This window comes from uncultured Clostridium sp., from assembly GCF_910588715.1.
GTDB lineage: Bacteria > Bacillota > Clostridia > Clostridiales > Clostridiaceae > Clostridium.
On the sequence record NZ_CAJURG010000003.1, the window covers coordinates 143,289 to 164,287 of the forward strand.

Annotated in this window: 16 protein-coding genes and 1 pseudogene; 2 read left to right on the top strand and 15 right to left on the bottom strand. The window is 26.0% G+C overall.

Annotated features, from left to right (window positions below; genetic code table 11):
* Positions 1-1,881: 1,881 nt before the first annotated feature.
* Positions 1,882-2,391: pseudogene (locus QZ321_RS07155) on the bottom strand (glucosaminidase domain-containing protein); the annotation flags it as partial.
* A 391-nt stretch (positions 2,392-2,782) separates the two neighbouring features.
* On the opposite strand from QZ321_RS07155, the gene QZ321_RS07160 reads away from it, so the two are divergent.
* Positions 2,783-4,045, top strand: a complete 1,263-nt coding sequence (locus tag QZ321_RS07160) for a hypothetical protein (RefSeq protein ID WP_291747112.1) — start codon at positions 2,783-2,785, stop codon at positions 4,043-4,045.
* A gap of 108 nt (positions 4,046-4,153) precedes the next feature.
* On the opposite strand, the gene rfbB is transcribed toward QZ321_RS07160, so the two are convergent.
* The 13 genes from rfbB to QZ321_RS07225 all read right to left on the bottom strand — a co-directional run bounded on the left by rfbB (position 4,154) and on the right by QZ321_RS07225 (position 17,307).
* The gene (gene rfbB / locus QZ321_RS07165) at positions 4,154-5,206 is read right to left on the bottom strand and encodes a dTDP-glucose 4,6-dehydratase (protein ID WP_291747114.1); all 1,053 of its coding nucleotides are present in this window, start codon (positions 5,204-5,206) and stop codon (positions 4,154-4,156) included.
* A 56-nt stretch (positions 5,207-5,262) separates the two neighbouring features.
* Positions 5,263-6,156 carry a dTDP-4-dehydrorhamnose reductase gene (rfbD, locus tag QZ321_RS07170; RefSeq protein WP_291747117.1) on the bottom strand — a complete coding sequence of 298 codons (894 nt, stop codon included), beginning with the start codon at positions 6,154-6,156 and terminating at the stop codon, positions 5,263-5,265.
* 47 nt (positions 6,157-6,203) lie between these two features.
* Entirely contained in the window at positions 6,204-6,779 is a 576-nt protein-coding gene (rfbC, locus tag QZ321_RS07175) for a dTDP-4-dehydrorhamnose 3,5-epimerase (protein ID WP_291742246.1), read from the bottom strand.
* A 5-nt stretch (positions 6,780-6,784) separates the two neighbouring features.
* Complete coding sequence (gene rfbA, locus QZ321_RS07180; RefSeq protein WP_291742244.1) at positions 6,785-7,651, bottom strand: glucose-1-phosphate thymidylyltransferase RfbA; 867 nt, start codon at positions 7,649-7,651, stop codon at positions 6,785-6,787.
* Positions 7,652-7,667: 16 nt separating this feature from the next.
* Positions 7,668-8,513 carry a glycosyltransferase gene (locus QZ321_RS07185; protein WP_291747120.1) on the bottom strand — a complete coding sequence of 282 codons (846 nt, stop codon included), beginning with the start codon at positions 8,511-8,513 and terminating at the stop codon, positions 7,668-7,670.
* A 26-nt stretch (positions 8,514-8,539) separates the two neighbouring features.
* Complete coding sequence (locus QZ321_RS07190; protein ID WP_291747290.1) at positions 8,540-9,169, bottom strand: sugar transferase; 630 nt, start codon at positions 9,167-9,169, stop codon at positions 8,540-8,542.
* A gap of 388 nt (positions 9,170-9,557) precedes the next feature.
* Complete coding sequence (locus tag QZ321_RS07195; protein WP_291747122.1) at positions 9,558-10,886, bottom strand: O-antigen ligase family protein; 1,329 nt, start codon at positions 10,884-10,886, stop codon at positions 9,558-9,560.
* A gap of 18 nt (positions 10,887-10,904) precedes the next feature.
* Complete coding sequence (locus tag QZ321_RS07200) at positions 10,905-11,792, bottom strand: glycosyltransferase family 2 protein (RefSeq protein WP_291747125.1); 888 nt, start codon at positions 11,790-11,792, stop codon at positions 10,905-10,907.
* A 17-nt stretch (positions 11,793-11,809) separates the two neighbouring features.
* Positions 11,810-12,805, bottom strand: a complete 996-nt coding sequence (locus QZ321_RS07205) for a glycosyltransferase family 2 protein (RefSeq protein ID WP_291747128.1) — start codon at positions 12,803-12,805, stop codon at positions 11,810-11,812.
* A 62-nt stretch (positions 12,806-12,867) separates the two neighbouring features.
* On the bottom strand, positions 12,868-14,310 hold the full coding sequence (locus tag QZ321_RS07210; RefSeq protein ID WP_291747130.1) for a flippase: 1,443 nt from the start codon (positions 14,308-14,310) through the stop codon (positions 12,868-12,870).
* Position 14,311: 1 nt separating this feature from the next.
* Positions 14,312-15,478, bottom strand: a complete 1,167-nt coding sequence (locus QZ321_RS07215; protein WP_291747132.1) for a glycosyltransferase — start codon at positions 15,476-15,478, stop codon at positions 14,312-14,314.
* 16 nt (positions 15,479-15,494) lie between these two features.
* On the bottom strand, positions 15,495-16,406 hold the full coding sequence (locus tag QZ321_RS07220; protein WP_291747136.1) for a glycosyltransferase family 2 protein: 912 nt from the start codon (positions 16,404-16,406) through the stop codon (positions 15,495-15,497).
* 22 nt (positions 16,407-16,428) lie between these two features.
* Positions 16,429-17,307: a glycosyltransferase family 2 protein gene (locus QZ321_RS07225; RefSeq protein WP_291747138.1), complete on the bottom strand. Its 879-nt coding sequence runs from the start codon at positions 17,305-17,307 to the stop codon at positions 16,429-16,431.
* Positions 17,308-17,589: 282 nt separating this feature from the next.
* Here QZ321_RS07225 and QZ321_RS07230 point away from each other — a divergent pair, with 282 nt between their 5' ends.
* A complete protein-coding gene (locus QZ321_RS07230) occupies positions 17,590-19,656 on the top strand; it encodes an LTA synthase family protein (protein ID WP_291747141.1) in 2,067 nt (688 codons plus the stop codon).
* A gap of 97 nt (positions 19,657-19,753) precedes the next feature.
* Here QZ321_RS07230 and galE read toward each other — a convergent pair whose 3' ends face one another.
* Positions 19,754-20,764 (bottom strand): UDP-glucose 4-epimerase GalE, encoded by a 1,011-nt coding sequence (galE, locus tag QZ321_RS07235; protein ID WP_291747143.1) that lies wholly within the window; start codon positions 20,762-20,764, stop codon positions 19,754-19,756.
* Between the last annotated feature and the right edge of the window lie 235 nt (positions 20,765-20,999).

Consider the following 20,999-nt stretch of genomic DNA (forward strand, 5'->3'; position numbering starts at 1 on the left):
ATTATTTCCACTTGAATATCCTGGATATACTTTATTTACATCTGCTCTTAATGTTCCGTATGGAACTGTTCCTAAATCTTTTCCATCAACATATACTCTTACTTCTTTTACTCCAGAGTCAGCTAATGCCCATCCTCTTATTTTTAGTTTTCCTGCTTTTACTGTAAAATTAGTAGTAGGTTCATCTAAACAACTTCTTGATGCTAACTTTTCAACTTTTATTGCTCTTTCAATTGTTTGTGTTGTTCCATCATTTGCTGTTATTTTTATTGTTAAATTTTTATTTCCTGCTGATATACTTGATATATTAATAGTTCCATCAAATCCTGGATTATTTCCACTTGAATATCCTGGATATACTTTATTTACATCTGCTCTTAATGTTCCGTATGGAACTGTTCCTAAATCTTTTCCATCAACATATACTCTTACTTCTTTTACTCCAGAGTCAGCTAATGCCCATCCTCTTATTTTTAGTTTTCCTGCTTTTACTGTAAAATTAGTAGTAGGTTCATCTAAACAACTTCTTGATGCTAACTTTTCAACTTTTATTGCTCTTTCAATTGTTTGTGTTGTTCCATCATTTGCTGTTATTTTTATTGTTAAATTTTTATTTCCTGCTGATATACTTGATATATTAATAGTTCCATCAAATCCGGGATTATTTCCACTTGAATATCCTGGATATACCTTATTTACATCTGCTCTTGATGTTCCATATGGAACTGTTCCTAAATCTTTTCCATCAACATATATTCTTACTTCTTTTATTCCAGAGTTAGCTAGTGCCCATCCTCTTATTTTTAATTTGTCCGCCTTTACTGTAAAGTTATTAGTAGGTTCATCTAAACAACTTCTTGATGCTAACTTTTCAACTTTTATTGCTCTTTCAATTGTTTGTGTTGTTCCATCATTTGCTGTTATTTTTATTGTTAAATTTTTATTTCCTGCTGATATACTTGATATATTAATAGTTCCATCAAATCCGGGATTATTTCCACTTGAATATCCTGGATATACCTTATTTACATCTGCTCTTGATGTTCCATATGGAACTGTTCCTAAATCTTTTCCATCAACATATATTCTTACTTCTTTTATTCCAGAGTTAGCTAGTGCCCATCCTCTTATTTTTAATTTGTCCGCCTTTACTGTAAAGTTATTAGTAGGTTCATCTAAACAACTTCTTGATGCTAACTTTTCAACTTTTATTGCTCTTTCAATTGTTTGTGTTGTTCCATCATTTGCTGTTATTTTTATTGTTAAATTTTTATTTCCTGCTGATATACTTGATATATTAATAGTTCCATCAAATCCTGGATTATTTCCACTTGAATATCCTGGATATACTTTATTTACATCTGCTCTTAATGTTCCGTATGGAACTGTTCCTAAATCTTTTCCATCAACATATACTCTTACTTCTTTTACTCCAGAGTTAGCTAATGCCCATCCTCTTATTTTTAGTTTATCTGATGTTACTTTTTTATCTGCAACTGGCTCATCTAATGTAGATCTAAATGGCAATTCTTTTTCACTTTCAGCTCTCTTAATTACTATATTTCTTTTATAACTTTGAATTTCACCATTTGTAAAAACAATCTTAACCTCTACAGTTTTATTCCCAGTATCAAACTTACTTATATCTATTGTTTTATCAAATCCTGAGTTAGCACCATTAATATATCCTGGATACTTTAAGTCTATATCAGGCCTATTAATACCAGTATTAATAGTTGCTACTTGAGAATTATCAATTAAAATCTTAACTTCTTTAACTCCACCTTCAGATAAAGCCCAACCTTTAATTCTTAATTTATCATTTGTAATAACTTCTGAATTTGCTGGTAACTCTAAATCACTTCTTGTAGGTAAATATTTAAAATTAATTGCATCACAATATAATCTAACTAAAGACTCTCCATAATTAGGATCAGAAGCCCAACTTCCAGTTAAGCCTAATACATCCTTTGCTTTACCAAAAATACCATCAACTGTACCAAACCAGCCTATATGTCTTGGATCATATGTTTCATTTGATGATAATGAACTATCCTTCCAACTATCTACATAAACTGTTTTAGGATAACCACTTGCAGCTGCATATAGTGCTAAATGGTCTAAATGAGCTATTACACCTTGATCCCAATTGTCAAACCTTTTATGTGCATTTGCATCATTATCATCTCCCCCGCTTGGATTTTTTAATCCACATGGATTATGATAAGATTCATCTAATACTCCTCCAAATTTTCCATAACCTGTTTCTTTTGCAGCTTGTACATAAGCTACTACCCAGTTAACACCTCCCCTTGACTCAGCATACTTTTTGTATATCTTTGCTAAATTAACAAATGTTTCAGTAGCATTCTTACTTCTAGCCCAAGCCTCAACAGCGTCTAGAGAAGCATTCACACTTGAAATAATCTTTACATTTTCAATTGCTTTACTGCTTGTCTCATCACTTAGTGCATAAACATTAAAGGTAAATGAATTAAACATAAATATTAAACACACTAATGCTAAAAATAATTTATTTTTTTTCATTTCATCCCCCCATTTTTCGTTATAGTATACAAATATAATAGTAACATATTATAAATATATTTGTAAACAGATGTCATATTTATGATTAAATGTATATTAAAAGTTATATTATATATAAAACACTAAATATTTATCATTAAATATATCTTACTTAAATAACTTGTCCATTATTGTTATATTATGCTTAATAATATATACTAATATAAGGAAACAACATAATATAAAGGAGGTTATTATGAATTTTCTTACACCATTAATAATTATTTTTATAATATTATTGAATTATTATTTATATAAAAGAAATTCATATTCAAAAAGTTTCTTTTTAATTTCTACTAGCTTTTTAATTATTTACTCTGTATTTTCTATAATTATATATTACAATAATTTATCTCACGACTTTGAACATGGAATATTATTTGGAAATATAGCTAATAATCATTTTTGTGATGAATATAAATATTACATAGATTCTGACATATTATTAAATCATTTAAAAACTGGAGATTTTAATGCATGGTTAAATAAAGAATTACCTATTTATGAGTTTGTTGATCCAGAAGGTCATGCTAGTTATGGAAATTATAATATATTTGTAATATTCTTAACGTTGCTTAAATATATAGGAATAAAATCTACTTTAAATTTAATTTTAATAAAATTATTCATATATGTTCCAACTTCAATATTTTTATATAAACTTTCTAGACTATATTTAAATGAAAAACTTTCTTTAATAAGCTTAAATATTTTTAGTATATTACCTGGATATATATTATGTAATTCCTTACTTATGAGAGACAATATAATAATTGCAATAGCAATAATATTAATTTACTATATACTTTCTCGAAAAATAAACTATAAATCAATTATTTTAATCTTATTGCTATCTGTATTTTTGTTAGAGTTTAGATCTTATTTATTGCTAGTTTTTATCGCCTGTGTTATTTTTACCTTTAAAAATAACAAGAAAATTTTAAGTTTTAAAGATATATTTTATTTTATTACTATAATCGCCACAATTTACTTTTTTGTAAACTTTAAATTTCAATTACAACATTCAAATACCTTTTTTTCCTTTTTCCAAATTACTCATCTACAAGATGTATTTAATGCTCAATTTGGAAGTGGACCAAAAATGATAGTTAACTTATTTTCTCAGTTAATTTTACATGTTGTATACGATCCACCACTATTTAATTTTATAAAATCAGGAATTGTGTATTTAATATTATATTCATTAGGTAATATCTTAGGAACTATTGTAAGCATCGCTTCTTTCCTATCTTTTATTTACTTTATAATAAAAATTAAAGATAAAAAGGCAATCTTACTATTTAAATTTACAACATATTATACAGTATTAACTGGTTTAATAGTATTAGCTAAAGATTTATTTATTATAAATAGAATTGCTCTTATGTGGTTACCTTTATTTATTATAATATTTCTTTATACACTAAATAATTTTATAAATAAACCATCAAAACATTAAAAAAGTGCTATACTGAAAGTCATTAAGCTTTCAATATAGCACTTTTTGCTTAACATAAATATAAAAATAAAAGCTGGTATAAAGCCAGCTTTATAAAATTATTTTAAATTACTTATACATTTCATTATAATAATTCATGTATTCACCTGAAGTAACATTCTTCATCCATTCTTGGTTATCTAAATACCATTGAATAGTTTTCTTAATTCCTACTTCAAATGTAGTTTCAGGATACCATCCTAATTCATCTTTAATCTTTGTTGGATCTATTCCATATCTTCTATCGTGACCTTTTCTGTCTTCAACATATTTAATTAAGTTTTCTGTTACTGCTTTATCTACATTTTCATTTAAGTAAGCAATTACTGTCTTAACTATTGTTATGTTAGTTCTTTCATTGTGTCCACCAACGTTATACACTTCACCATCTCTACCATTATTTATAACCATATCTATAGCTTTAGCGTGATCTTCAACATATAACCAGTCCCTTATGTTCATTCCATCTCCATATACTGGTAAATCTTTATGAGATAAACAATTGTTTATTAGTAACGGTATTAATTTTTCTGGGAATTGGAATGGTCCATAGTTGTTTGAACATCTTGTTATGTTCATTGGCATCTTGTAAGTATCATGGTAAGCCTTAACCATTAAGTCTGATCCTGCTTTACTTGATGAATATGGGCTGTGTGGATCAAGTGGAGTTGTTTCCATAAAGTATCCTGTATCTCCTAATGAACCATATACTTCATCTGTTGAAACGTGTAAGAACTTAACTCCTTCTTTCCATGTTCCATCTTCTTTTTCCCATGCTGCTTTTGCACAGTTTAATAAGTTTACTGTTCCAAGAACATTTGTCTTTGCAAATATTTCTGGTTCTTTTATACTTCTATCAACATGTGATTCTGCTGCAAAGTGTGCAACATAATCTATTTCATGTTTTTCAAATAATGAATTAACTAGTTCATTATCACATATATCTCCATGTACAAATATGTGTCTTGGATCATCTTGAATTGATTTTAAGTTTTCTAAGTTTCCTGCATATGTTAATTTATCTAAGTTAATTATTCTTATATCTTCATATTTGTTTAACATGTATAATACAAAGTTTGAGCCTATAAATCCTGCTCCACCAGTTACTAAATAAGTTTTCATAATTTAGTTCTCCTTATATCTTTTAAAAGTTTAAGTTTTTATTTATAATTTTTTAATTATTTTTCAACGTTATCCATGAAAGTTTTTAATGCTTCTTTCCAATCTCTCATTTCATCTCCAACTGTGCATCTAAGCATCATATTGTCAAGTGATGAATATGCTGGTCTATCTGCTGAATTAGGATACATTTCTTTATATTCTTCTGAAGTACATGGATTTACTTTGCAATTTCTTCCTGAAAGCTTCATTATTTCTGATGCAAAGTCATACCAACTACATTCTCCTTTTCCTGTGCAGTGATATATTCCGTATTCTTCTGTTTCTATAAGTTTTAATATATGATATGCTAAATCATTAGCATGTGTAGGATTTCCAAGTTGATCATTTACAACACTTAAGTTTTCTCTATCTTTTCCTAACTTCATCATTGTATAAACAAAGTTATGTCCTACATATCCATAAAGCCAAGCTGTTCTAACTATATAGTATTTTGATGAAAATTCTCTTACAAATTCTTCACCTAAAAGTTTAGTTTTTCCATAAGAACTTACTGGATCAACTATATCTGCTTCATTTAATGGTGTATCACCAACACCTCTAAATACGTAATCAGTTGAAACTTGAACTATTTTAGCTCCTATTTCTTCACAAACCATAGCTAAGTTTCTAGCCCCTAGTGCATTTATTTTTAAAGCTAAATCTTTATTTGCTTCACATCCATCAACATTTGTTGCTGCTGCACAATTTATAACTACATCTGGCTTTATTTCTTTTAAAACTATTTTTACTTGCTCTAAATTAGTTATATCTAATTTATCTACATCCATTGCAAAAACTTCTGATGTTTTAATCTCATCTGAAACAGATCCAATTTCTGCTGTTCCAGTAGCTATTATCTTTTGAAGTTCATTTCCTAATTGTCCATTTGAACCAGTTATTAATATTTTCACGTGATAACCTCCACTACCTTAAGTTAAAAAATCAAAGATTTTTATTCTTACTTATAAACAAATGGTAAATCTAATTCTTTAAATGTTTTTTGCTTTTTATCTTTTTCTGATAGTAAAACTTCTTCAATTCCTTCTAATGGCCATTCTACTGCAACGTCTTCATCGTTCCATAGAAGTCCACCATCATGTTCTGGTGAATAGAAATCTGTACATTTATAGTTAAATGTTGCAGTTTCTGATAATACTACGAATCCATGAGCAAATCCTTCTGGTACATAAAATTGTCTCTTATTTTCTGAACTTAAATATACACCTTCCCATTGCCCATATGTAGGTGATCCTTTTCTTAAATCAACAGCAACATCCCAAACTTCACCTTCTGTACATCTTACAAGTTTCCCTTGAGTATGCTTAGTTTGGAAATGTAGTCCTCTTAAAACACCTTTTTTTGATCTTGATTCATTATCTTGTACGAAAGTCATTGTTAATCCAGCTTTATCAAAATGCTCTTTATTATAGCTTTCCATAAAATATCCCCTAGCGTCTCCAAATACTTTTGGTTCAACTATATATAAATCTGGTATTTTAGTTTCTATAAATTTGAAATTTCCTACTTCAACCATTATCTTTACTCCTCAATTATATCTATTAAATATTTTCCATACTCTGTTTTCATTAAAGGCTTAGCTAACTTTCTAACTTCATCTTTTGAAATCCATCCTTGTCTATAAGCAATTTCTTCTAAACAAGCTATAAATGTTCCTTGAGTAGTTTGTACTGCTTCAACAAAGTTTGATGCTTTAAGCATTGATTCATGAGTTCCTGTATCTAGCCACGCCATTCCTCTGCCTAATAAATCTACTCTTAATGTTCCTTCTTCCATATATTCTTTATTTAAATCAGTTATTTCAAGTTCACCTCTTGGTGATGGCTTTAACGCTTTTGCCTTTGCTACTACTGAATTATCATAGAAGTAAAGTCCTGGTACTGCATATTTTGATTTTGGATTCTCTGGCTTTTCTTCTAATGAAGTTACTTTTCCATTTTCATCAAAACCTACTACTCCAAATGCTCTTGGATCTTGAACATAGTATCCAAATACCATTGCACCATTTTTTAACTTAGCTGCATCTTTTAAATGTTCACTAAAACCTTGCCCGTAGAATATATTGTCTCCTAATATCATTGCTACGTTATCATTACCTATGAACTTTTCTCCAATTATAAATGCTTCTGCTAATCCATTTGGTTGTTCTTGAATTGCATATTCAATATTTAAACCATATTCTGATCCATCTTTAAATAGTTCTTTAAAGTTAACTATATCTCTTGGTGTTGATATTATTAAAATATCTCTTATTCCTGCCAACATTAATACTGACATTGGATAATATATCATTGGTTTATCATATATTGGCACCATTTGTTTTGACATTGCCTTTGTTACTGGATATAGTCTTGTTCCTGACCCTCCTGCTAATATTATACCCTTCATAAAAATACCTCACTTTTTATTTTTTTGTAAATTTCATTCCTATAAATCTTGCTCCAAAATTAATTATTGCATCTGCAATAATTAACGGTTTTTTATCTTCTAAACTTCTCTTTGCTATATATTTAAGAACAGTAAGTCCACGCTCTCCTGCACTATATTCTTTTAAATATTTATTTTCATCAAAAAATTTACCAATATCCCCATATCTTTTTAAAGTTTCCTTAAAGGACAAATCATGGGAATGAATTATTTTAGATTCTGCTGCATATTCAATTTTATAACCATTCATAATAAGTTTATATGCAAAATACATATCTTCATTGGTAGGTAAATTTTTATTATCATATCCATTTAATTTCATAAATATTTCTTTAGAAATAGCACTTGAAGCATCTGAAAAGAAAAAGGTCATAAGTCCTAATCTTTCAATATCACTTTTACTTACAATTCTTTTTTCATTTGGATAGTTTATTTCTCTAGTATACTTTTCTATCTTGTGTTCTTCATATCCTATTTGTCTACTAAACGCAGCTTCACATTTACCATCAATTATATCTTTTGTTAAATAATATAACCAGTATTCATCTACTATTTTTATATCTTGAGTTATAAATACTATTATTTCACCAGTAGATTCAAATGCTGCTTTTTCTCTTACTAAGCTATGCGAAAATTCTTTTTTTGAAATTTTCTTATATCTACATTGTAATTTTTTCAATTTATCTTCTGTATTATCACTTGATTCAGTTAAAATAAACTTTATTTCTGCAATACAAACATCTTTTTGCTTTATAATGCTTAAATATAAATCTTCAATATAATTTTCAGCATTATAAAGAGGACATATTATGGATATTTTCATTTATTTTTCCTCCGACTTTATATGTCTTAAATAGCGCCTTCACCTCTAATTACAGAACCAAAGGTTTTAAAAATTATTTTTAAATCTAACCACAAACTTCTATTATCTATATAATACATATCCATTTTAATTCTTTCCTCATATGTAGTATCACTTCTTCCATTAGCTTGCCAGTATCCCGTAAGCCCAGGAACAACTGAAAATAATTTAGGTGCATATTTTCCATAAAGTGCTACTTCTTTTTCAACTATTGGCCTAGGTCCAACTATGCTCATAGTACCATTTAATATGTTTATTAACTGTGGTAATTCATCTATACTTGTTCTTCTTAAAAAATCCCCTACCTTAGTAACTCTAGGATCATTTTCTAATTTAAAATTTTTATAAAACTCTTCCTTTTGTTCTTTTGTAAAATTATCAAATATCTCTTGAGAATTTTGATACATAGTTCTAAATTTATAAACCTTTATATCTTTTCCACCTATTCCTTTTCTAGTATGGCCAAATATTACTGGACCCTTTGAGTCTAATTTTATAGCTATTGTAACAATAAGAAAAATCGGACTTAATATTATTAATCCTACTAACGAACCAACTATATCTATAAATCTTTTAAAAAACAAATAAACCTTTATTCCTCTTTTGTCATCTCCCATATCATTAACTCTAAAACTAGTCATATTATCACACTCCATATGAATCTCCGTTAATACTCCCATATATTTATTATTATCAAATTCCTTTATAATTACTATAATATAAAAATTAATATTTAATTTTTATATAATTAATTCCCATTTGAACCTCCTTAAAATTATAATAACCCTCTCTATACTACCTTATTTTTATTCCATATAGTAGCACTTTTTCTACAATTTTTAAGTTTTTTATGTTTATTATACCTTAAATTTAGATTAATTTCTAATTATAGTCATACATAAAGTAAATCTTACTATTTAATAATATTAATGTCAATATAAAAGGCGCACTATACTGTGCACCTTAATTAAATCTTAATAAATTATATATAAAATTTTAAATCTTTTAATCATATAGTTGTATCAAATAAACTTCCATAACTAAAACAAAGAATACTGATAAACCTGCAATATATGGATTTGTAATTGATGATGCTAAAATTGACATAGTTCCTATTGTCCACCCTACTAACATCTGTTCATCTTTTTGTTTTAACCCCTTCTTAAATAAAATAATTAATAACTTAACAAAATTATATATTAAGTATCCAAAGAATATTAATACTCCAATTACTCCTGTTTTAAATAATAATTCTACATAATAAAGTTCAAAGCTACTACTGCTAACAGGTTGAAGACCATTATCTTGCATATATTGAGGATACTCATAAATATGAGAACCAAATCCCCATCCTAAAACTGGTTTTTCCTTTATCTTATCAACTAAAAATCTAAGTTGAATTGCTCTAACTTTATTAGACTCATCATTTTCAAAATCTGTAATAGACTCTACTCTATCTTTTATACTGCCAGATGATTGTGGTAAATTTTGCTCTGGACTTACAGATACTATAGTCTTAGGTAATATAATTGCTACTAAAATTAATGGTATTATAGCAATTAAAACATTTTTTATAGTTAATTTATACTTTTTAACTCTCCATAAATAATAAGCAAATGATAAAAATACTACACCTATTGTTCCAAGCCAAAAACCTCTTGTATTTGATACATATATTCCAATTAAAAGAATTGCTAATTTTAATATTCCAAATATATTTTTTTCTTTATTAAATAATTTAATAAATATTATTGCTACTGCAAGTTGCATAAAAATCCCATTATATAAATATACTCTAGCATAATTATTAGATAATACTAATCCACTTATAAGTCCATACTGTAATTTAGTGTTTAAATCATTATAAATTGCTATTATATGCAAATCATTAGGTAAATAAATTCTACTTATTACAAACAAAGCAATTGTTATAACAGCTACTATAGTTGCACAATTTACAAATATATTTAATATCTTACTAATATTTTCGCTTTTACCTCTTACATAAACTATTAAAAGAAGTATATATAATACTCCTAAAAACGAATTTACATCTGAAAATATATCACCAAAACTATTACCATTAATTAATCCAATAATACTACCATATGCAATATATATACATACTACAATAATAGGAATTAAAAATCTTTTTTCAATTTTTATTCTTTCTCTAAAAATCATATATAATGAGAAAAGTATTCCTACTGCAAATAATCCCTTTCTAATTGGAAGATTTAATATATGACCAAGTCCCCCTAATACAAATTCAATAAAAATTAATGCTGTAACCACATTAAAAACATTTCTTATAGCATCTTTTTTACCTTCCATCTTTTTCTCCCCTCTATTTTATTTATTATTTTTAAATTCACCAAACACATTATTTTTATAATCTTTTATCCCATTTCTAATGTATTTAAATTTTTCTATTTTACTATCTTCAAATAAAATGATTTTTAAATTCTCAGTGATAAATCTTCTTTTATCCTTCAATACCCATTTAGGAAAATCATTTTTGTATTTATCCCAGATATAATGTCTATTTCTACTCATGTAATATCTTCTTAAAGGACTGTGGTTAGTAGGTGTCATTTTTAGTCCAAGCAAACTTTTTTTCACACTCTCTCCTAAATTGTGTATTAAAATAGCTGACTTAACTTGTATTATTTTAAAACCTTTCTTATTTAAATATAAACAATAATCATGATCCACTAAATCAATGAATAATCTTTCATCATACATTCCTATATTTTTATATATTTCAGCTTTTGTTAATGCTCCCGAAGTAATTTCTGTTAACACCTCCCTATAAGAAACTGATGAAACTTGAGTGATACTACTAGCATTGCTTTTATATTCCTTTTCCTCAACATGTATCGGTACAAGCATTGCTACCTTTTCTTTGAAATCTTCATCAAAACTTTCATAACAATTTAACATATTTTTAATCATGTCATCTGTAATAATACTATCATGATCCAAAGTTAATATCCAGTTATATCCTTTTTTTATTGAATAATTTATTCCCTTATTTAAGGCATATGCTATTCCTTTATTTTCTTCCAAATATATTATAGTAGTTTCTCTTTCAAGTTCTTTTAACATACTAATTGTTTTATCTTTAGAACCATTATCAACAACTATAATTTCATCTACTTTTCCTTTAAGCTTATTGATACGCTTTTTAAAATCATTTTCTACATTATAAGTTATAATAACTGCTGCTACACTATTCAAGGATTATACCTCCATATTTATAAATCAAATAATTTATATATTTCTTTATCAGATATATTTATATTTTTTAATATTTGACATCTTTTATCTTCCATTAAGCTTTTTTTAACTTTAATTTCTTTAACATATTTTAAACATTTCCAATCAAATATCGTAAAAAATACTAGGTATTTCATTAAGCCTATATATATTTTACTCTTGTCTTTTTTAAAGGCATAACTTGTTTCATTTTTTATAATCATTAAATAGTGATTTCTAAAAGAAATACCCTTTAAAAATTCCGACTGACTTCTTCTATTTTTTATAGTGTTTATTATTCCTTTACTGCTATTCATTCCTCTTCCATGATAAGCAATTGCATCATGTACATAATAACATTTAAATCCATAAAGATTTAATCTCCAGCAAATATCTATATCTTCTTTATATGCAAAAAAATCATTATCAAAATATTCACCATTAATTTTTATTTTTTCTAATACTTCTTTCTTGAAAACGGCAGCGGCTCCACAAACCCCAAATACTCTTTTATCTTTTTCATATTTGCCTTCATCAGCTTCATTTTGTCCAATATCAATTCCTTGTCTGTAATGATTAAAGGATATTCCTGCAGAATCAATTATGTTTAATTTTTTATCATTATCAAAGTCATATTTAAGAAGCTTTCCTGTTACTGCCCCAATAGTAATATCTTCTTTAAACTTTTTAATGCAATTTTCTATATAATTTTCTCCAAAAACAATATCAGGATTAGCTATTATAACATAGTCACCTTTTGATAATTCAATTCCCTTATTTGCTCCACCAGCATATCCCGTATTTTTATTTTTAAATAATTTAACATTATCTAAAAAATTTTCTTCAATTATTTTTACAGAATTATCTGTAGAATCATTATCTATCACTATTATTTCTATATTTTTATAATTTTGATTTAATAATGATTTTATACACTTATATAAGTATTTTTCCCCATTCCAATTAACTATCGCTATAGAAACTAGTTTTTCCATATATAAAATTCTCTCTTCCTAATGTAAATATTTAAAAATTATAATATTATTATATAAAACTCCTAATTGATTGTTTTCTTTAGTTTTGATTTTAATAAATTAAAAAAATTCTTAATAATATTATCTTTTAATAATATTAAAATTCCAAAATATACTATAGAACCAATTATTATTTGTCTTGCCAATATAAAAATATTTCTATAAGTTCCTTCACCTAAAAAAGAAACTATTATTAACATAACTATTCCTGAAATCCAATACTTATATGTTTCTTTAATCCAAGAAATATCTACTATTTCTCTCGAATACCATAATTGAATTAATGCAATTGAAAATTCTGCAGATACTGTTGCAATTACTGCCCCTAAAGCTGAAAACTTAGGAATTAAAATTAAATTAAGAATAAAGTTAACAGCAGCACCAACACAAACTGAAATTGTATATTCTTTATTTTTTCCTACAGCTATCATATATTGTGTACCAAAAACATTTCCTACTCCAATTATTATTACTAGAATTGAAGATATCTTTAACAAAGGTATAACACTAAGATACTCATATCCAAAAAACATAGGAATAAACCTATCACTTACCCCCATTATTCCAAATGCAATTGGTATCGCTAGAAAGCTTATAATAGTAAATGATTTTTTAAGAGTATTCTTTACTATATCGTGTTGATTTTTACTAATTAAACTAGCTATCCTAGGCATCATTACTGTACCTAAGGAAGTCAATATTGTAAGTAATATTCTAACAATCTTTTGAGATTGATCATAATATCCTACCTCTACAGTAGGTGAAAATACACCTAACATAGTTTTATCTAAAACTGTGTAAATTTGTGTTGCTACTTGAGGTATAAAAAGAACTAAAATAGGAGTTATATGTCTTCTTAACTTTAATTTATCTAAAGACTTAAAAGAAAAAGTACTCTTATCTACATATATCCACATTACAAATTGACCAATAAACATAGTTAAACTATTTATAAGAATATATTGCCATAAATCATTACTATCTTTTACAAAAATAAATATTAAAAATACAGATATAATTTTAACTAAAAAACTTCTTATTGATGCATTTTTAAAATCCTCTATTCCAACAAAATACCATGATATATCTATTGCACTAGATAAAATAAAGAATCCTTGCAACATATAATATAATCCTAAAGAACTTCTAATACCTAATACTAATACAAATATAATATAAGAAATCATACAACCAATAAACTGAATTGAAAATATTTCCCAAAAAGTTTGCCTTAATTTTCGTCTATTCTCTCTAACTGTAGCAATTTTTTTAGTAGCATACATAGTTATTCCAAGTGTTCCAAGTAACATAAAATATTGTGTATTTGCATTAGTTAAGCTATTAGTTCCTACACCTTGTGGACCTAATACTCTAGATACATATGGCATAGTTATCAAAGGCAATAAAATAGCAGTAATTTGATATATCAAATTATATAAGTAATTTGTCCTAACACTTCTTGCCATATTACTCTCCTCTTCTTTCGTTGATACCTTCTAAAATTTTAACAAATTCATCTGTAGTTTTTTCCCAACTTAATTTCTTTAAAAATTTTATTGAATTTTGATTCATGTCCTTTAATCTTTTTGGATTGTTAATTACCTCTTTAACTTGTTTGTAAAATTCATTATAATCAAAAGAAGTTATAATAGCAGTGTTTTCCGGGAAAAAATACTCAAAAGTACCCTCTTTAAACTCTATTACTGGTAAACCTGTAGCTAACATTTCATAAGGTACTAATGAAATATTTGTTAATGATGCAACTAATCCAAAGTCTGAATTATTATATAAATTTAATAGTTCACTCTTATTTAATTTCCCTAAGTTTTCTCCACCTTCACATTTAAAATTCTTATCCTCACCATAATATTTAATATTTATGCTGATATCTTCTTTGCTAAAATCATTTTTTAATTTCGTAAGTAAATATTGAATTAAATATGGAGCTCTTTTACCAACATCTTTAATATATACAGCAAAATTAAATTCTTTTTTATCCTTATATGAATCAAAATCTCTTTTCTTTGCAAAATACTCCTTACTTTCATAAGGGAAAGTAATAAAGTCTAATTTTGAATTTACGAAACATTCCTTTTCTATCATATGTTTATTCCATTTTCCCAAACTAACCATATGGTATCCAACTTCATAACTTTTTTGAGCCATAATATAACTCTCTCCATATAAATTAAAATATGGTTCATAATCCTGTATAAAATACATTTTATATCCACTCATTTTTCTTGAATAATACACAGATTCCCATGATGTGGCGATTACTATATCACTCTTTACTTTTGTAATATCATCACCAATAATATTTCCCTTATAATTGCTTAAATTTATCTCTGCATTTTTCTTCATATCACCTATATTTTGAGGTGCAAAAGAAACATATCCTACATCATAACCCCTTTTACTAAGTTCTGTCCCTAACCTTAATATAGATGTATGTCCTCCACTAAAAGCAGGCATTCCTGGTATAACAAATGTTATACTTTTTATTTGTTTTGGTAATTTATTTACAATTGGAGTAAAATCTACTTCTTCCAATAAGTTATTTATATATCTTTTAAAGTTACTTTGATCTCTTAAATAAATAACTTTTCTCATCGCCTTTACTATTTTTCTCACAATAATGCCTCCTTGTTTAGTTCTTCAAATATTCGATTTTTTTACTTTCTTTTAAACCATCATTTAATCCTTTTAAAGTAGATTTTATAGCATTAAAATTATTTATATTTTTTATAAGAGTTTTTAAAAACCTTATATAATATTCCTTTTTATGTGATTTATAATCCTCAATAGTTTGATTTCTTTTAGTATACATAAATAAATTTCTTGTTAAATAATATTCCTTAAATCCACTTGTTTTACTACCAGTTGCTGAATGCATATGATATACAATGCTTTCTCTTAATAATTTAAACTTAAATCCTGCTGACTTAAGCCTTAAAGATAAATCAACATCTTCAAAATATGCAAAAAAATTGCTATCAAAATAGTTATTATTATCTAGCTTTACTTTTTCTAGTGCTCTTGTTGAATAAATTGCAGCTCCGGCACATACTCCATCTATGATTATATTATCTTTACTTAAGATATCTGATACACTTTCTTTAAATCCTACTTGAACTGGAATTAAATCCTTTTTAAATTTCAAACCTGCTGCATCACAAACGTTTTTATTAAAATAATTTATCATAAATAATTGAAATACATCAAACTCTTCATTACTATATATTTCATTCATAGCATTTTTTAAAGAATTTACTGGAACTTCAACATCATTATTTAATGTTAAAATATAATCACATCCATCATTAATAGCTTTTTTTATTCCAATATTATTAGCTGGGGCAAAACCACTATTATAACTCATTTCTATTAAATCTATATTTAATCTCTTGCTATAACTTCTAATCACTTTTTTAGAATTATCTTTAGAATCATTATCAATTATATAAACTTTAAAGTCCTTAAAAGATTGATTTTCTAAACTTAGAAGACATTTATCAATTAATTTTTCACCATTCCAATTAGCAATTACTATTCCTAGCATATTTCTTCTCCTTTTAATTACTCTATTTTAGTTTGCCTCTAATGCCTTTTTTATAATCTTTATATCCTTTGAAAACCATCCTTATTTTATTTACTTTATCCTTTTCACCTAAAATAATCTTTACAAATTCCTTTTTAAATAAATTTTTATCTCTATTTAAAGTAAAACTATCTAAGTCTTTATATTTTTCCCAAGTATAAAATCTGTTTCTTGTCATATAATATCTTCTTAAAGCTGAATGATTAGATGTATTAAACTTTAAAAATCCACTTTTTACTGATTTACTTTCCCCTAAACTATGATAAAGAATAGCATCTCTTACCTTTATCATTTTAATATTTTTTTCATTTAATCTCATACAAAAATCAGTATCAACTAAATCTATAAACAAACTATCATCAAAAAAACCAACCTTATCAAAAACTTCTGCTTTTAAAAGATTACCTGATGTAATATCTGCATCTACATACTCATAAGAATCCATATTAGAATTTTCTTCAATAGATTGAACTCTTTCATCAACAAAGTTAGGAAAAATACTTAATATATTATCCCTTTCAGTTTTATCTATATTATTGTATACCTCAAGCATTTTTTCAATCATATTAGAACTAGCTTTACTATCTTGATCCATGGTTAATACCCAATCATATCCATCTTTTAAAGCTTGCTTAACTCCTATATTTAAAGCCGTAGCAATACCTAAGTTTTCTTCATTAGATATTACATTTATTTTTTGTTTATCTATATCCTTAATTAAATTTATATCTTTTTTCTTTTTATTTTCAGATCCATTATCCACAATTATTATTTTTTCTACCTGATTTATAAGCAAATTTACACTATCTAATAAATTATTATCAGGATTATAGGAAACTATAATTGCTGCAACTTTATCCATAAACATTCTCCTTATTAATATAAAAATTTTCTTATTAAATTTAGTTAAAAACATTATAATATTTTGTCTAATCTTAGTAATTATAGCATATAATGAAATTCATTTGAAATTTTTTATGAATTTATTAGTTTATTTGATTTTCTTAATATAATATATAGTCTTTCCTATAGCTTTGCTGTTTATATATTTTTAACATTTTCTCATAATTTTTGACATTGTATATATTATTTCTACCATTTATAATACATATATAACATATAAAAATTTATAATGGGTGGAAGAATGACAATTTATAATAGGTGGAAAAATTACAAAAAAATTTTTAAAAAAGATTTTTTAATGAAAATCTTAATTTTTATTACGTACTCTTTAATCTTAACGTTTGCAATAGAATGGTTTTCTCGTGGAAATATTAATGGTGCTTACGAATTTTTAAGGCATTTTTTCAAAGCCTTCTTATACAATGTATTAATTGTATCATTAACTTTAAGTCCATGTTTTTTATTCCAAAGAAGAGTATTTTCATTTAGTGTGATTTCTTTAATTTGGATTATTTTAGGAATAGCTAATAGTTTTTTAATTAATTTTAGAGAAACACCTTTAACCTTTGCAGATTTAGGAATGATTAAAAGCGGCTTAGAACTTAGTAATCAATATCTTACTAAAAATTATATTATTTTAATAAGTATATCTTTATTGCTAATTATTCTAACCTTAATTTTATTATTTTTTAAATCTAAAAAAATAAAAGTTAAATATTTCAGAAATATATCCCTTTTATTTTTGTTTTATATAGCTTTTTCTTTCATATTAAACTATGGATTAAAATCAAATATAATAAGTAAAAATTTTTGGGATATAACTGGTGGATATAAACAATATGGATTTTCTTATTCATTTTTTAATAGTGTTATTAATACTGGTATAAATAAACCTAACGGCTATTCAAAAAACACCATTAATAATATAAAAGATGAATTATCTTTATTAGATGAAGAAAGTTCTAACACAATGACTTTAAATTCAGATAAGTTAGATAATAACAATATTATAGAAACATTAACATTAGATAATAACGATTTTAATTCAATAATTAAACCTAATATTATATTAATACAACTTGAATCATTTATAAATCCTAACTGGATAAATAATGTTACCTTTAATAAAAATCCAGTTAGTAATTTTGATTCATTATCACAAGAATTTACCTCAGGACTATTTTCTGTACCTGCTTTAGGTGGTGGAACAGCAAATACAGAATTTGAAGTTATTACTGGAATGTCTACAGACTTCTTTGGTACTGGAGAATTTCCATTTAACACTATAGCATCTAAAAAAGCTGTGCCATCTCTTGCTTATACATTAAAGGACTTAGGATATAGTGCTAATGCACTTCATAATCATGAAGGAAAATTTTATTCAAGAGATGTTGTTTATAAAAACTTAGGATTTGATAGCTTTACTCCAATTGAATGCATGGCTGTTCCCGAAAAAACACCTGTAGGATGGGCAAAAGATAGTGTATTAATAGATGAAATTTGTAACATAATTTCATCTACAGATAACCCTGATTTAGTATTTGGAGTTTCAGTTCAAGGACATGGAAATTACCCTAGTGATTATATAGAAGATAAAGAAATTTATATTACTAATGATTATTCTAAAAGTAATAAAAATAGTTTAGAATATTATATAAATCAAGTTTATGAAATGGATCAATTTGTTGGCAATTTAATAGACGCTGTTGATAAATTAAATGAACCTACTGTAATTGCTTTTTATGGTGATCACTTTCCAGCTGTAGGAATAGAAAGTCATGAAATTTCTATTAATACTCTTAAATCAACACCTTACCTAATATGGGATAATATTAATTTGCCTAAAACTGATAAAGATATTGAAGCTTATGATCTTACTTCATTAATATTAAATAAATTATCCTTAACAAATACAACATTAAGCATGCTTCATAATAGCAATCTTGATACAAAGACTAAAATAGAATATCTTAATCAATTAGAATATGATATGCTTTATGGAAAAAATTATACTTCTGAATATGAAAAGCTTATTCCATCAAGTGAATATAGAGTAGGTTTTAAAGACGTAAAAATTGATAGTGTGGAAAATTATAATGAAAATAATATTTTAATTAAAGGTGAAAACTTCAATAATTATAGCAGTATATATATTGATGGGAAACCAGTTGAAAAAACCTTTATAGATAGCAATACTCTTGCTATTACAAAAGATATTTGTAAGCCTAATAGCATAGTTCAAGTTTGTCAACCATCTGCAACTGGTTCAACTATATTTTCATATTCAAATGAAGTAATATTTAAATAGTATAATAAAATAGGGGATTTTAAAATTTACTATTAACATTTATTATAGTAATATTAAAATCCTCTACTTTTTTTATTTCTATTAATTGTTTTACTTTTTAGTTATATCCCTTAGGATTATTACTTTGCCATCTCCAAGAGTCTTCACACATTTCTTTGATTCCTCTTTCAGCCTTCCATCCTAATTCCTCATTAGCCTTCTTTGGATCAGCATAACATGTTGCTATATCTCCAGCTCTTCTAGGTGCTATTTCATAAGGGATTTCTCTTCCTGATGCTTCACTAAATGCCTTAACAACATCTAATACTGAATATCCATTACCAGTACCCAAATTATAAGTAACAAGCCCTGGATTAGAAGCTAACTTTTCTAAAGCCTTAACATGACCTACAGCTAAATCTACAACATGAATGTAATCTCTTACTCCAGTTCCATCATTAGTTGGATAGTCATTACCAAATACTCTAAGCTTCTCTAACTCACCAATAGCAACCTTAGTTATATAAGGCATTAAATTATTAGGAATTCCATTTGGATCTTCCCCTATTATTCCACTCTTATGAGCTCCTACTGGATTAAAATATCTAAGAATTGCTATGTTAAATTGAGGTTCTGCCTTAGCAATATCTCTTAACATATCTTCAATCATAAGCTTAGTACTTCCATATGGATTTGTAGTTGATAATGATGAATCCTCTGTTATTGGAACAACCTTAGCATCTCCATAAACAGTTGCAGATGAACTAAATACAAAATTTCTGCATCCATATTTCTTCATAGCCTTTAAAACTACTAATGCACTTGTTAAATTATTATAATAATATTCTAATGGCTTTTCTACTGATTCTCCTACTGCTTTAAAAGCTGCAAAGTGAATAACTGAATCTATTTTATTATCTCTAAAAATTTCTTCTGTCTTTTCTACATCTGTTAAATCAACATTATAGAATTTAACATTTTTGCCTGTTATCTCTCTTATTCTATCTTTAACAAGTTCCTTACTATTACTTAAATCATCAGCAATTACAACATCATAACCAGCATTTAAAAGCTCTACTGTTGTATGACTACCTATGTAACCCATTCCACCTGATACTAAAACTGCCATATACAATTTCCTCCCAACAAAAGTTTTATTTCCTCATTAATATTATATAACAATTACAACATCTTTAAAATAACTTTTTTAAATTAATTAATAAAGTTTTTAATTTATATAATAATTTACTTGTATTATATTTTTATAATAACCTTAATTTATATAATATTTTGTTTTTTTAAAATAATTATTTATTCAAATTTATATGTAAATTTACTTTTTATAGTATAATTATTACATTAAC